The 14,514-nt window shown below is 57.0% G+C and carries 15 protein-coding genes; 13 read left to right on the top strand and 2 right to left on the bottom strand.

Features of this window, described 5'->3' with window-relative positions:
* Positions 1-198: 198 nt before the first annotated feature.
* Positions 199-582, bottom strand: coding sequence for an aspartate 1-decarboxylase autocleavage activator PanM (panM, locus tag ABLU86_RS19180; protein WP_032709323.1), 384 nt, complete (start codon positions 580-582; stop codon positions 199-201).
* A gap of 422 nt (positions 583-1,004) precedes the next feature.
* Between panM and livK the strand changes: the two genes are divergently transcribed.
* From livK to ugpQ, 12 genes are all read left to right on the top strand, one after another.
* The gene (gene livK, locus ABLU86_RS19175) at positions 1,005-2,114 is read left to right on the top strand and encodes a high-affinity branched-chain amino acid ABC transporter substrate-binding protein LivK (RefSeq protein ID WP_047077332.1); all 1,110 of its coding nucleotides are present in this window, start codon (positions 1,005-1,007) and stop codon (positions 2,112-2,114) included.
* Positions 2,115-2,167: 53 nt separating this feature from the next.
* Positions 2,168-3,094, top strand: coding sequence for a high-affinity branched-chain amino acid ABC transporter permease LivH (gene livH, locus ABLU86_RS19170; RefSeq protein ID WP_015369323.1), 927 nt, complete (start codon positions 2,168-2,170; stop codon positions 3,092-3,094).
* Complete coding sequence (gene livM / locus ABLU86_RS19165; RefSeq protein WP_015369324.1) at positions 3,091-4,368, top strand: branched chain amino acid ABC transporter permease LivM; 1,278 nt, start codon at positions 3,091-3,093, stop codon at positions 4,366-4,368. The genes livH and livM overlap by 4 nt, the downstream gene beginning before the upstream one ends.
* A complete protein-coding gene (livG, locus tag ABLU86_RS19160; RefSeq protein ID WP_015369325.1) occupies positions 4,365-5,132 on the top strand; it encodes a high-affinity branched-chain amino acid ABC transporter ATP-binding protein LivG in 768 nt (255 codons plus the stop codon). The genes livM and livG overlap by 4 nt, the downstream gene beginning before the upstream one ends.
* Positions 5,133-5,149: 17 nt before the next feature.
* Entirely contained in the window at positions 5,150-5,863 is a 714-nt protein-coding gene (gene livF, locus ABLU86_RS19155) for a high-affinity branched-chain amino acid ABC transporter ATP-binding protein LivF (RefSeq protein WP_086538103.1), read from the top strand.
* Between the two features lie 163 nt (positions 5,864-6,026).
* A complete protein-coding gene (locus tag ABLU86_RS19150; protein ID WP_004174006.1) occupies positions 6,027-6,248 on the top strand; it encodes a type II toxin-antitoxin system Phd/YefM family antitoxin in 222 nt (73 codons plus the stop codon).
* Positions 6,245-6,613 (top strand): type II toxin-antitoxin system death-on-curing family toxin, encoded by a 369-nt coding sequence (locus ABLU86_RS19145; protein ID WP_002920800.1) that lies wholly within the window; start codon positions 6,245-6,247, stop codon positions 6,611-6,613. Before ABLU86_RS19150 ends, ABLU86_RS19145 begins: the two co-directional genes overlap by 4 nt.
* 291 nt (positions 6,614-6,904) lie before the next feature.
* Positions 6,905-8,221, top strand: a complete 1,317-nt coding sequence (gene ugpB / locus ABLU86_RS19140; protein WP_015703703.1) for a sn-glycerol-3-phosphate ABC transporter substrate-binding protein UgpB — start codon at positions 6,905-6,907, stop codon at positions 8,219-8,221.
* Between the two features lie 106 nt (positions 8,222-8,327).
* Positions 8,328-9,215 carry a sn-glycerol-3-phosphate ABC transporter permease UgpA gene (gene ugpA / locus ABLU86_RS19135; RefSeq protein WP_015369328.1) on the top strand — a complete coding sequence of 296 codons (888 nt, stop codon included), beginning with the start codon at positions 8,328-8,330 and terminating at the stop codon, positions 9,213-9,215.
* Positions 9,212-10,057: a sn-glycerol-3-phosphate ABC transporter permease UgpE gene (gene ugpE, locus ABLU86_RS19130; RefSeq protein WP_015369329.1), complete on the top strand. Its 846-nt coding sequence runs from the start codon at positions 9,212-9,214 to the stop codon at positions 10,055-10,057. Before ugpA ends, ugpE begins: the two co-directional genes overlap by 4 nt.
* A gap of 1 nt (position 10,058) precedes the next feature.
* A complete protein-coding gene (locus tag ABLU86_RS19125) occupies positions 10,059-11,129 on the top strand; it encodes a sn-glycerol-3-phosphate import ATP-binding protein UgpC (protein WP_015703701.1) in 1,071 nt (356 codons plus the stop codon).
* Entirely contained in the window at positions 11,126-11,866 is a 741-nt protein-coding gene (gene ugpQ / locus ABLU86_RS19120) for a glycerophosphodiester phosphodiesterase (protein WP_015703700.1), read from the top strand. Before ABLU86_RS19125 ends, ugpQ begins: the two co-directional genes overlap by 4 nt.
* 23 nt (positions 11,867-11,889) lie before the next feature.
* On the opposite strand, the gene ABLU86_RS19115 is transcribed toward ugpQ, so the two are convergent.
* Entirely contained in the window at positions 11,890-12,210 is a 321-nt protein-coding gene (locus ABLU86_RS19115) for a DUF2756 family protein (RefSeq protein WP_032715222.1), read from the bottom strand.
* Positions 12,211-12,334: 124 nt separating this feature from the next.
* Between ABLU86_RS19115 and ggt the strand changes: the two genes are divergently transcribed.
* The gene (ggt, locus tag ABLU86_RS19110; protein WP_032713162.1) at positions 12,335-14,080 is read left to right on the top strand and encodes a gamma-glutamyltransferase; all 1,746 of its coding nucleotides are present in this window, start codon (positions 12,335-12,337) and stop codon (positions 14,078-14,080) included.
* The last annotated feature ends 434 nt before the right edge of the window (positions 14,081-14,514 follow it).

Raw genomic sequence — 14,514 nt, 5'->3', positions numbered from 1 at the left:
CAACGCGAAATGCTGGGTTAAATGTGAGGGCGCCTTTCACGCCGCAGATGCGTTGCCTGCGGAGCCTTTCATGCCGCGGATGTGTTGTCTGACCCCGGTTGCGCTGCGCTTACCGGGGCTACAATTTCCAGGTAGCCCGGCTAAGCGAAGCGCCGCCGGGTTCTTCCCTGGTCACGCTGCGTTTATTGGGGCTACGGTTTAATGCTTCTCCCAACCATTCTGCTGGGCGCTGAAACCCAGCGCCTGCATAAATGCCGCCATCACGCCGCGGTCTTCCACCCCGCTATCGGCAACGCGCCAGCTATTGATATTCGGGTTATCGCTTAACGTCTCTTCCACTAAATATTGCCCCACGCCGCGGCGGCGGGTGACTTCACGCACGCACAGATCGCTGAGCTCGCCTTCGACGCCGCGCAGGGTAACGCGTACGGCGCCGAGCAGACGTTCGTTAAAGCGGGCGGCGTAAATACGATGGTTATCGTCCAGCATCAGCGCCGCAGGATCCTGCGACGGCCAGATTTTGCCTAAATCAATGCGATCCTGATCGCTGAAGTGCTGTAAACGGATAATGGTGAGCTTCATACGCGGCAGTTCCAGTCAAAACAGATGCGACAGTGTACTCAAATTTCTCGTTCGGCGGGGCGCTGTTTTCAACTCATTCATTAGGGGATTCGTTTTCCTGGTTGCGTGGGGGTAGCGCAATACATTATGGATCGAAAAATAAGCAGAATTTTAACCTGATATGTAGCGTTTTATTCCGCCTTATATGCCGTTATTTTATGCTGTGAACTGGACTTTTTTTTGTTTATCTTCGCCTTAAACCAGAATATTATCTTTTCTTAATCACCTGAAAAATAGAGATTTTAATCATAATTCAGGTAAGAAACTGCGCTAAACCATTAAAGTTCATGGTAAAAATGGCGTTGTTTAATAAAAGCACAGAATGCTTTTTAACCATAAAAATACAAAACATTTACATCACATCACGAACGGGGTTCTGAAGCATGAAAAGGAACGCGAAAACGATCATCGCGGGAGTCGTTGCATTAGCGATTTCCCACGCGTCGTTGGCAAAGGATATTAAAGTCGCCGTCGTCGGCGCGATGTCTGGCCCGGTTGCCCAGTGGGGCGATATGGAATTCAACGGCGCGCGCCAGGCGATTAAAGACATTAACGCCAGCGGCGGCATTAAAGGCGACAAACTGGTTGGCGTCGAATATGACGACGCCTGCGATCCGAAACAAGCGGTCGCGGTCGCCAACAAAATCGTCAATGATGGCATTCAGTACGTTATTGGCCACCTCTGTTCCTCCTCCACCCAGCCGGCGTCTGACATCTATGAAGATGAAGGCATCCTGATGATCTCCCCCGGGGCGACCAACCCGGAACTGACCCAGCGTGGCTACCAGTACATTATGCGTACCGCAGGTCTTGACTCTTCCCAGGGGCCGACCGCCGCGAAATATATCCTCGAACAGGTGAAGCCGCAGCGTATTGCGATTATTCATGACAAACAGCAGTACGGTGAAGGACTGGCGCGTTCCGTGCAGGACAACCTGAAGAAAGCCGGCGCCAATATCGTCTTTTTTGACGGTATTACCGCCGGTGAGAAAGATTTCTCCGCGCTGCTGGCGCGCCTGAAGAAAGAGAATATCGACTTCGTCTACTACGGTGGCTACTACCCGGAAATGGGGCAGATGCTGCGCCAGGCGCGCTCCGTCGGCCTGAAAACGCAGTTTATGGGGCCGGAAGGCGTCGGTAACGCCTCGCTGTCCAACATCGCCGGCGCGGCGGCGGAAGGTATGCTGGTGACGATGCCAAAACGCTATGACCAGGATCCGTCCAACAGCGCTATTGTTGATGCGCTGAAAGCGGATAAAAAAGATCCGAGTGGTCCGTACGTCTGGATCACCTATGCCGCCGTTCAGTCGCTGGCGCAAGCAATGGACAGAACCGGCAGCCAGCAGCCGCTGGATTTAATTAAAGATTTGAAAGCTCACGGCGCGAAGACCGTGATTGGGCCGCTGAATTGGGATGAAAAAGGCGATCTGAAGGGATTTGAATTTGGTGTCTTCCAGTGGCACGCGGATGGTTCATCCACCGTCGCTAAGTAAGACGCGTTATCCCACCGCCCGCACCGCGCGGGCGGCATGAAAAAGGTTACCTTATGTCCGAGCAGTTTCTCTATTTTCTGCAGCAGATGTTTAACGGCGTCACGCTGGGCAGTACCTATGCGCTGATCGCCATCGGCTATACGATGGTGTACGGCATTATCGGCATGATTAACTTCGCCCACGGCGAGGTCTACATGATCGGCAGCTACGTCTCGTTCATGATTATCGCCGCCCTGATGATGCTGGGGATCGATACCGGCTGGCTGCTGGTCGCCGCAGGCTTTATTGGCGCTATCATTATCGCCAGCGCCTACGGCTGGAGTATCGAGCGCGTGGCCTATCGGCCAGTTCGCAGCTCCAAACGTCTGATCGCGCTGATTTCCGCCATCGGGATGTCGATATTCCTGCAGAACTTTGTCAGCCTGACCGAAGGCTCGCGCGATGTCGCGCTGCCGAGTCTCTTTAACGGCCAGTGGATTGTCGGCCACAGCGATAATTTCTCCGCCACTATCACTACCATGCAGCTGGTCATCTGGGTCGTTACCTTTATCGCCATGCTGGCGCTGACGTTGTTTATTCGCTATTCGCGAATGGGCCGCGCCTGCCGCGCCTGTGCGGAAGATCTGAAAATGGCGAGCCTGCTGGGCATCAACACCGACCGCGTTATTGCGCTGACCTTCGTCATTGGCGCAGCGATGGCGGCGGTCGCAGGCGTACTGCTGGGGCAGTTCTACGGCGTTATTAACCCCTACATCGGCTTTATGGCCGGGATGAAGGCCTTTACCGCAGCTGTGCTCGGCGGTATCGGCAGTATCCCTGGCGCGATGATCGGCGGCCTGATTCTGGGTATCGCCGAGGCGCTCTCTTCTGCCTATCTCAGCACCGAATATAAGGACGTCGTCTCCTTCGCGCTGCTGATTCTGGTGCTGTTAGTAATGCCGACCGGCATTCTGGGCCGCCCGGAGGTAGAAAAAGTATGAAACCGATGCAAATTGCGATGGCGCTGCTTTCCGCCGCGATGTTCTTTGTTCTGGCGGGCGTCTTTATGGGCGTGCAGCTGGAGCTGAATGGCACCAAACTGGTGGTCGATACCGCCGCCGATATTCGTTGGCAGTGGATTTTCATCGGCACCGCGGTGGTCTTTTTCTTCCAGCTGCTGCGCCCGCTGTTCCAGAAAGCGGTTAAGAACGTTTCCGGGCCGAAATTTATTATGCCGGCGATTGACGGGTCGACGGTCAAGCAGAAGCTGTTTCTGATAGCCCTGCTGGTGATTGCCGTGGCCTGGCCGTTTATGGTGTCGCGCGGTACGGTGGATATTGCCACCCTGACGATGATTTATATCATCCTTGGTCTCGGACTGAACGTGGTGGTTGGGCTTTCCGGCCTGCTGGTATTGGGCTACGGCGGGTTTTACGCCATCGGCGCCTATACCTTTGCGCTGCTTAACCACTATTACGGTCTCGGCTTCTGGACCTGCCTGCCGCTGGCCGGTCTGGTCTCCGCAGCGGCCGGCTTCCTGCTGGGCTTCCCGGTGCTGCGTCTGCGCGGCGACTATCTGGCGATTGTGACCTTAGGCTTCGGCGAGATCGTGCGCATTCTGCTGCTCAACAATACCGAGATCACCGGCGGGCCGAACGGTATCAGCCAGATCCCGAAACCGACTTTCTTTGGTCTTGAATTTAGCCGTACCGCCCGTGAAGGCGGCTGGGATACCTTCAGCAACTTCTTCGGTCTGAAGTACGATCCCAGCGATAGGGTGATTTTCCTCTATCTGGTAGCGTTGCTGCTGGTGGTGCTCAGCCTGTTCGTTATTAACCGGCTGCTGCGGATGCCGCTCGGGCGGGCGTGGGAAGCGCTGCGTGAAGATGAAATCGCCTGTCGTTCGCTGGGCCTGAGCCCGACGCGCATCAAGCTGACCGCCTTTACTATCAGCGCCGCGTTTGCCGGATTTGCCGGCACGCTGTTCGCCGCGCGCCAGGGCTTCGTGAGCCCGGAGTCCTTTACCTTCGCCGAGTCGGCCTTTGTGCTGGCGATCGTGGTGCTGGGTGGTATGGGCTCGCAGTTTGCAGTGATCCTGGCGGCTATTCTGCTGGTGGTATCGCGCGAGCTGATGCGTGATTTCAACGAATACAGCATGTTAATGCTCGGTGGGTTGATGGTGCTGATGATGATCTGGCGTCCGCAGGGGCTGCTGCCGATGACGCGCCCGCAGCTGAAGCTGAAAAACGGTCAGGCGAAAGGAGAGCAGGCATGAGTCAGCCAATATTATCCGTGAACGGCCTGATGATGCGTTTTGGCGGCCTGCTGGCGGTCAATAACGTCTCCCTTGAGCTGCGCCCGCAGGAGATCGTTTCCTTAATTGGCCCAAACGGCGCGGGAAAAACCACCGTTTTTAACTGCCTGACCGGTTTCTATAAACCTACCGGTGGCACCATTATGCTGCGCGACCAGCACCTGGAAGGGCTGCCGGGGCAGCAGATTGCGCGGATGGGGGTGGTACGAACCTTCCAGCACGTGCGTCTGTTCCGCGAAATGACGGTGATTGAAAATCTGCTGGTGGCGCAGCATCAACAGCTGAAAACCGGCGTCTTCTCCGGGCTGCTGAAAACGCCGGCCTTCCGTCGCGCACAGAGCGAAGCGCTGGATCGGGCTGCCACCTGGCTTGAGCGTATCGGCCTGCTGGAGCACGCCAACCGCCAGGCCAGTAACCTGGCCTACGGCGACCAGCGCCGGCTGGAGATCGCCCGCTGTATGGTGACGCAGCCGGAGATCCTGATGCTTGATGAACCGGCGGCGGGGCTTAACCCGAAAGAGACCAAAGAGCTGGATGAACTTATCGCCGAGCTGCGTAGCCATCACAACACCACCATCCTGCTTATCGAACATGATATGAAGCTGGTGATGGGCATTTCCGATCGCATCTACGTCGTGAACCAGGGGACGCCGCTGGCCAACGGGACGCCGGAAGAGATTCGTAATAACCCGGACGTGATCCGCGCCTATTTAGGTGAAGCATAATGGTGGTGACGCATAAGATGGAAAAAGCGATGTTAACTTTTGACAATGTCAGCGCCCACTACGGCAAGATTCAGGCGCTGCACAACGTCAGCCTGCATATCAAACAGGGTGAGATCGTCACGCTTATCGGCGCCAACGGCGCAGGGAAAACCACCCTACTTGGTACGCTGTGCGGCGATCCGCGGGCTTCCAGCGGGCGCATTGTCTTTGACGGTAAGGATATTACCGACTGGCAGACGGCGAAAATCATGCGTGAAGCGGTGGCGATAGTGCCGGAAGGGCGACGCGTCTTTTCGCGCATGACGGTGGAAGAGAATCTGGCGATGGGCGGTTTCTTTGCCGACCGCGACCAGTTCCATACCCGCATCAAATGGGTGTATGAGCTGTTCCCGCGTCTGCATGAACGCCGTATTCAGCGCGCCGGCACCATGTCCGGCGGCGAGCAGCAGATGCTGGCGATCGGTCGCGCTCTGATGAGCCAGCCGCGCCTGCTGCTGCTTGATGAGCCCTCATTGGGGCTGGCGCCGATTATCATTCAGCAGATTTTCGATACCATCGAACAGCTGCGTGAGCAGGGGATGACGATCTTCCTGGTTGAGCAGAACGCCAACCAGGCGCTGAAGCTGGCCGATCGCGGCTACGTACTGGAAAACGGTCACGTGGTGCTGGAGGATACCGGCGACGCGCTGTTGGCCAACGAGGCGGTGCGCAGCGCCTATCTCGGCGGTTAGTTCATCGTAACCCGGCGTTATTCACTTCGCCGGTTTGTAGCCCGGGCGAGGCGCTTGCGCCGACCCCGGGAGCCGATCGCACGAATACATTTAAAAGAGCCTGTTGGCTCTTTTTTTGTACATGTATGTTGTACAATAAAAGAGTACAGCTTTGGAGGTTTTTATGAGAACGGTTAACTATAGCGAAGCCCGGCAAAATCTGGCTGATGTGCTGGAAAGCGCAGTGACAGGTGTACCTGTGACCATTACCCGTCGTGGGCATAAATCTGCGGTCATCATTAGTGCAGAAGAGTTTGAACGCTACCAGGCGGCCAGAATGGATGATGAGTTCGCGGCTATCATGGCGGTTCATGGTGATGAGATCAGGGAGCTTGCGGATAAATGACGCTGCAGATTATCTCAGCGGAAGAGATAATACAGTTTCACGACAGGCTGCTCCGCGTCACGCCTGGCGTTGCCGGTATGCCCGATCCGGGGCGTGCCGAAGCGATAATGTATAGGGTGCTAAACAAAATTGAATATGAAGGTGTGACAGACGTGTGGCGACTCGCTGCGATGCATCTGCTGGCGATTTCTCGCGGTCATATATTTAATGATGGTAATAAGCGTACGGCACTGTTTATCACCCTGCTTTTTTTAAAGCGAAATGGAATTATATTGCCGGCGAATCCAGACTTCGTCGGCATGACCGTCGAGGCTGCAGCGGGGCAACTTACCCTGGAACAGATTGTCGCGCGTTTGCGCGGATGACGGTTAACTCGTTGCAACCCGGCGGCGCTTCGCTTGGTCGGGCTACCCAAGCCGTTGTAGCCCGGGCGAGGCGCTTGCGCCGACCCCGGGAGCCGATCGCACGGATATTATCCGTGTCTCAGCTCCCACTTTACTTCCCCCGTCCTTTCATCGGCTTGTCATCTCTCTGACCCGTTACTATCTTTTTTTTGTAATAAAAAAGTTATTTTTCTGTAATTCGAACATGTCATGTTACCCCGCGAACATAAAACGCGTGAAATCGCGCATCCGGAACAACAAGAGAGATAACCGATGATATCGTTACGACATACAGCTTTAGGACTGGCGCTGAGCCTGGCATTTGCTGGCCAGGCACTGGCAGTAACCACCATCCCTTTCTGGCACTCGATGGAAGGGGAACTGGGTAAAGAAGTTGATTCTCTGGCGCAACGTTTCAACGCGGCCAATCCTGATTACAAAATTGTTCCGATGTACAAAGGCAACTACGAGCAGAGCCTGAGCGCCGGTATCGCCGCCTTCCGTACCGGCAACGCGCCGGCGATTCTGCAGGTGTATGAAGTCGGCACCGCCACTATGATGGCGTCAAAAGCTATTAAGCCGGTGTACCAGGTCTTTAGCGATGCGGGTATTAAGTTCGATGAATCGCAGTTCGTACCGACGGTGTCCGGTTATTACACCGATTCAAAAACCGGCCATCTGCTCTCCCAGCCGTTTAACAGCTCCACGCCGGTGCTGTACTACAACAAAGACGCCTTCAAGAAAGCGGGTCTGGACCCTGAGCAGCCGCCGAAAACCTGGCAGGATCTGGCGGCTTACACCGCCAAACTGAAAGCGGCCGGAATGAAGTGCGGCTACGCCAGCGGTTGGCAGGGCTGGATCCAGATTGAGAACTTCAGCGCCTGGAACGGCCTGCCGGTCGCCACGAAAAATAACGGCTTTGACGGTACCGACGCGGTTCTTGAGTTCAACAAGCCGGAGCAGGTGAAGCATATCGCGCTGCTCGAAGAGATGAACAAGAAAGGCGATTTCAGCTATTTCGGGCGTAAGGATGAATCCACCGAGAAGTTCTATAACGGCGACTGCGCGATGACTACCGCCTCATCCGGTTCGCTGGCGGATATTCGTCAGTACGCGAAATTCAACTACGGCGTCGGCATGATGCCTTACGACGCTGATGTGAAAGGCGCGCCGCAGAACGCCATCATCGGCGGGGCCAGCCTGTGGGTGATGCAGGGCAAGGACAAAGAGACCTACACCGGCGTGGCGAAGTTTCTCGACTTCCTGACCAAACCGGAAAACGCCGCCGAGTGGCACCAGAAAACCGGCTACCTGCCGATTACCACCGCGGCCTACGATCTGACGCGCCAGCAGGGCTTCTATGATAAGAACCCAGGCGCTGATATCGCCACTCGCCAGATGCTGAACAAGCCGCCGTTGCCGTTCACCAAAGGCCTGCGCCTGGGCAACATGCCGCAAATTCGCACCATCGTTGATGAAGAGCTGGAGAGCGTGTGGACCGGCAAGAAAACCCCGCAACAGGCGCTGGACTCCGCCGTTCAGCGCGGGAATCAACTGCTGCGCCGTTTCGAGCAAGCCACCAAATCGTAATCTGTAACTTGCCCGGTGGCGCTGCGCTTACCGGGCCTACGATGTGCCCTATGTAGGCCGGGTAAGGCGTAGCCGCCGCCCGGCATTGTTCAGGAACCAAATCTCAATGTCATCATCCCGTCCGGTATTCCGCTCGCGCTGGCTGCCCTATGTGCTGGTCGCGCCGCAGCTGATTATCACGCTGATTTTCTTTATCTGGCCCGCGGGCGAAGCGCTGTGGTACTCGCTGCAGAGCGTCGATCCGTTTGGCCTTTCCAGCCAGTTTGTCGGCCTGGATAACTTCGTCACGCTGTTCCACGACCCGTACTATCTGGACTCGTTCTGGACGACCATAAAATTCAGCACTCTGGTAACCGTCAGCGGCCTGCTTATTTCGCTGTTTTTTGCCGCGCTGGTCGACTATGTGGTGCGCGGCAGCCGCTTTTATCAAACGCTGATGCTGTTGCCGTATGCCGTGGCTCCCGCCGTCGCGGCGGTGCTGTGGATCTTCCTCTTCAATCCCGGACGCGGGCTGATCACCCATTTCCTCGGCGAATTGGGTTACGACTGGAACCACGCGCAGAACAGCGGCCAGGCGATGTTTCTGGTGGTCTTCGCCTCGGTCTGGAAGCAGATAAGCTACAACTTCCTGTTCTTCTTCGCCGCGCTGCAGTCGATCCCGCGTTCGCTGGTTGAGGCCGCCGCCATCGACGGCGCCGGGCCGATTCGCCGCTTCTTCAAGCTGGCGCTGCCGCTGATTGCGCCGGTGAGCTTCTTCCTACTGGTGGTCAACCTGGTTTACGCCTTCTTCGACACCTTCCCGGTGATCGATGCCGCCACCGCCGGCGGCCCGGTGCAGGCGACCACCACCCTAATCTACAAAATTTATCGCGAAGGTTTCGCCGGGCTCGATCTTTCCGCTTCCGCCGCGCAGTCGGTGGTGCTGATGTTCCTCGTCATTATCCTGACGGTGGTGCAGTTCCGTTACGTTGAAAGTAAGGTGCGTTACCAATGATTGAGAACCGTCGCGGGCTGACGATTTTCAGCCACACCATGCTCATTCTGGGTATTGCCGTCATTTTATTCCCGCTGTATGTCGCCTTCGTGGCGGCGACGCTGGATAACAAATCGGTGTTTGAAACGCCGATGACGCTGATCCCCGGCGGACATCTGCTGGAGAACATGAAGACCATCTGGGTGAACGGCGTCGGCGTCAACAGCGCGCCGTTCTGGCTGATGATGCTCAACAGCTTCATCATGGCGTTCGCCATTACGGTAGGCAAAATCGTGGTGTCGATGCTTTCGGCTTTCGCCATCGTCTGGTTCCGCTTTCCGCTGCGTAACCTGTTCTTCTGGATGATCTTCATCACTCTGATGCTGCCGGTCGAGGTGCGTATTTTCCCGACGGTGGAAGTGATCGCCAACCTCAAAATGCTCGACAGTTATGCCGGGTTAACGCTGCCGTTGATGGCTTCGGCTACCGCCACCTTCCTGTTCCGCCAGTTCTTTATGACTCTGCCGGACGAGCTGATTGAAGCGGCGCGTATCGATGGCGCTTCGCCGATGCGCTTCTTTCGCGACATCGTGCTGCCGCTGTCGAAAACCAACCTCGCCGCGCTGTTCGTCATCACCTTTATCTACGGCTGGAACCAGTATCTATGGCCGTTGCTGATTATTCAGGATGTGAATCTTGGCACCGCCGTCGCCGGTATTAAAGGCATGATCGCCACCGGTGAAGGTACTACCCAGTGGAATCAGGTGATGGCGGCGATGCTGCTGACCCTGATCCCGCCGGTCGTCATCGTTTTAGCCATGCAGCGCGCGTTTGTGCGCGGCCTGGTCGATAGTGAGAAATAAAATGGCTGGTTTAAAACTACAGGCAGTAAGCAAAAGCTGGGATGGCAAAACCCAGGTAATTCAACCGCTGACGCTGGACGTGGCGGATGGGGAGTTTATCGTCATGGTCGGCCCGTCGGGCTGCGGGAAATCAACGCTGCTGCGGATGGTTGCCGGACTTGAACGAGTGACCAGCGGCGATATCTGGATTGATCGTAAACGGGTGACCGAGATGGAGCCGAAGGATCGCGGTATCGCGATGGTGTTCCAGAACTATGCGCTTTATCCACATATGAGCGTGGAAGAGAACATGGCGTGGGGTCTGAAGATTCGCGGCATGGGTAAGGGATTGATCGCCGAGCGCGTACAGGAGGCGGCGCGTATTCTTGAGCTGGATGGCCTGCTCAAGCGCCGCCCGCGGGAACTGTCCGGCGGTCAGCGCCAGCGCGTGGCGATGGGCCGCGCTATCGTGCGTGACCCGGCGGTATTCCTGTTCGACGAACCGTTGTCAAACCTCGACGCCAAGCTGCGCGTGCAGATGCGTCTGGAACTGCAACAGCTGCATCGGCGCTTGAAAACGACTTCGCTGTATGTCACCCACGATCAGGTCGAAGCGATGACCCTCGCCCAGCGGGTGATGGTAATGAATAAGGGGATTGCCGAGCAGATCGGCACGCCGGTCGAAGTGTACGAAAAGCCCGCCAGCCGCTTTGTGGCGAGCTTTATCGGCAGCCCGGCCATGAACCTGCTGGAGGGGCGGGTGAGCGATGATGGCGGCCGCTTTGAGCTGGAAGGCGGCATACAGCTACCGATGAATCACGAGCATCGGCGTTACGCCGGGCGTAAAATGACTCTCGGTATCCGCCCGGAGCACTTTATTTTAAGCTCGCAGGCGCAAGGCGGCATTCCGCTGCTGATGGATACGCTGGAAATTTTAGGTGCCGATAACCTCGCCCACGGGCGCTGGGGCGAGCAGAAGCTGGTGGTCAGATTGCCGCATCAGCAGCGCCCGGCGGGCGGCAGCACGCTATGGCTGCATCTGCCTTTGGAACATCTGCACCTCTTTGATGGTGAAACAGGACAACGCGCATGAGTAACTGGCCTTATCCCCACATCGTCGCCCATCGCGGCGGCGGTAAACTGGCGCCGGAGAACACCCTGGCGGCTATCGACGTCGGCGCCCGCTACGGGCACACGATGATTGAATTTGACGCCAAGCTGTCGAAGGACGGGCAGATCTTTCTGCTGCACGACGATAATCTCGAACGCACCAGCAACGGCTGGGGCGTGGCGGGCGAGCTGTCGTGGGACGATCTGCTGAAGGTCGATGCCGGCAGCTGGTACAGCCGTGAATTTAAGGGCGAACCGCTGCCACTGCTCTCCCAGGTGGCGGAACGCTGCCGCCGTCACGGCATGATGGCCAATATCGAAATTAAGCCGACCACCGGGCAGGGGCCGCAGACCGGCAAAGTGGTGGCGCTGGCCGCGCGCGATCTGTGGGCCGATATGACCGCGCCGCTACTCTCATCCTTTGAAATCGACGCGCTGGAAGCGGCGCAGGAGGCCGCGCCCGAGCTGCCACGCGGGCTGCTGCTGGATGAGTGGCGCGATGACTGGCGCGAATTGACCGCCCGGCTGGGCTGCGTATCTATTCATCTCAACCACAAGCTGCTGGATGCGGCTCGGGTAGCGAGCCTGAAACAGGCCGGCCTGCATATTCTGGTGTATACGGTCAATAAACCCCAGCGCGCCGCCGAACTGCTGCGCTGGGGCGTAGATTGCATCTGCACCGATGCTATTGACGTCATCGGGCCGAATTTCCAGCCTTAATACTGATTTGCGGCGGACGATCTTTACGGGTTAGTCTGCCGCAGCATCCCGCCGTTGTTGTTCGGCAGTACCTGCGGCTGCGAATTGAGATTGCCGCCCTGCGCCGCGCGCTGCTGATTGGTTTGCAACTGGTTCTGCAAATGCTGCTGCTGCGAACGGGTCTGATTATTCAGATTCTGCTTAAGCATGCTTTGCTGCTGCTGTTGCTGCACCTTCATCTCATTTTGCATTCGCTGCTGGCTGGGCACCACATAACCCGGCTGGTTAGGGTTGTTATCGATGTTAATCGGCTGTGCTAAAACGCCGAGCGGCATCAGCGCCGCCAGGAATAAAATCGCTTTCATTGTTTTCTCCTCCCGTGCGTGGGATCACTTAAGTGTACCTCGAATTCGCCATAACAATGATTTTTTAGGAGTTATCAACCAGGCTTAAGCCGGGATATAAAACCTACCTTTCAGGAGTAAGACAATGATAAAAACAACAATATGGCGTCAGGTGGTCATCGCAGCGTTACTGGCGGGGGGCAGCTTTACCGTCGCCGCCAATCCGCCGCCCCCGCCGCCGGTCTCGTATGGCGTTGAGGAAGATGTGTTTCACCCGGTGCGCGCCCAGCAGGGGATGGTGGCCTCGGTGGATGCGCTGGCGACCCGCGTCGGCGTGGATATTCTGCGTCAGGGCGGCAACGCCGTCGATGCGGCGGTGGCTGTCGGCTACGCGCTGGCGGTCACGCATCCGCAGGCCGGTAATATCGGCGGCGGCGGGTTTATGATGCTGCGTACTAAAGACGGTAAAACCACGGCGATCGATTTCCGCGAGATGGCCCCGGAACAGGCCACCCGCGATATGTTCCTCGATGAACATGGCAATCCGGACAGTAAAAAATCGCTGACTTCGCATCTCGCTTCCGGCACGCCAGGCAGCGTCGCGGGCTTCTCCCTCGCGCTGGAAAAATACGGCACCATGCCGCTAAACAAAGTGATCCGCCCGGCGATTAAGCTGGCGGAAGAGGGTTTTATCGTTAATGATGCGCTGGCTGACGATTTAAAAACCTATGGCAGCGAAGTGATCCCACAGCATGAAAACAGCAAAGCGATTTTCTGGAAGAACGGCGAGCCGCTGAAAAAAGGCGACCGGCTGGTGCAAAAGAATCTGGGGAAAAGCCTGGAGCTGATTGCCGAGCACGGCCCGGACGCCTTCTATAAAGGGGCTATCGCCGACCAGATTGCCGGTGAGATGAAAAAACACGGCGGGCTTATCACCAAAGCCGACCTCGCCAACTACAAGGCCGTGGAGCGTACGCCGATTAGCGGTGAATATCGCGGCTATGAGGTTTACTCCATGCCGCCGCCGTCCTCTGGCGGGATCCACATCGTGCAGATCCTCAATATCCTCGAAAACTTCGATATGCAGAAATATGGCTTTGGCAGCGCCGACGCCATGCAGGTGATGGCGGAGGCGGAGAAACATGCCTATGCCGACCGTTCCGAATATCTCGGTGATCCTGACTTCGTCAAAGTGCCGTGGCAGGCGTTGACCAGCAAGGCTTACGCCAAAGCGATTGCCGCCGAGATTGACGTGAACAAGGCGAAGCCTTCCAGCCAGATCCGTCCGGGCAAGCTGGCGCCGTATGAAAGCAACCAGACCACCCACTTCTCGGTGGTCGATAAAGACGGCAATGCGGTGGCGGTCACCTATACGTTGAATACCACCTTTGGCACCGGCATCGTGGCCGGCGACTCCGGCATTATACTCAACAACCAGATGGATGATTTCTCGGCGAAACCCGGTGTGCCTAACGTTTATGGTTTAGTCGGCGGCGACGCCAACGCGGTAGGGCCGAAAAAGCGTCCGCTGTCGTCGATGTCGCCAACTATCGTGGTAAAAGACGGGAAGACCTGGCTGGTGACCGGTAGCCCGGGCGGTAGCCGAATTATCACCACCGTGCTGCAAATGGTGGTCAACACCATTGATTTTGGGATGAACGTCGCGGAAGCCACTAACGCGCCGCGCTTCCACCACCAGTGGCTGCCGGATGAACTGCGGGTGGAGAAAGGTTTTAGCCCGGATACCGTGAAATTGCTGGAAGCGAAAGGGCAGAAAGTCGCGCTGAAAGAGGCGATGGGCAGTACCCAGAGCATTATGGTTGGGCCGGACGGCACGCTGTATGGCGCTTCCGATCCGCGTTCGCCCGGTGATTTGACCGCGGGGTATTGATGTGTTGCCCGGTGGCGCTGCGCTTACCGGGCCGACAAGTGTATGAAAGTAGATACTGTTATCGGTTTGCAACTGTTTTGGCCCGGGAAAAACATGTGCTTTGTGTTAATTCTGAACACATTGCGCTCCCGGTTAATTTTGCTGCAATATGTTTTCCGTGGCGCAGGGAGCGCACAGAGGGCGGCCAGTCGCCGCCCTCTGTACTCCCGGGCTCTGGCCGCCAAAATCGCCACTTCGTGGTACCTTCGACTTATCCCGGCAGGCTTCGGGTCGGGCCGAGGCAGCGTCCGTGCAAAACACGGCCCTCAGCCCGCATCCATGCGGGCTGCCCCGGCCTTCCGGGAACGTCTCAGCGATTTTGAGGCCCATCGACACCGGCAGTTTCAGCCAGCATGGTGAATAAATTAAAGGCAGGCCGCACGAACGGTAGGCCG

Origin of the sequence: Klebsiella sp. JN_Kp121, from assembly GCF_040062145.1 — a bacterium.
GTDB lineage: Bacteria > Pseudomonadota > Gammaproteobacteria > Enterobacterales > Enterobacteriaceae > Klebsiella > Klebsiella aerogenes.
This window is presented reverse-complemented; position numbering and strand designations above follow the sequence as displayed.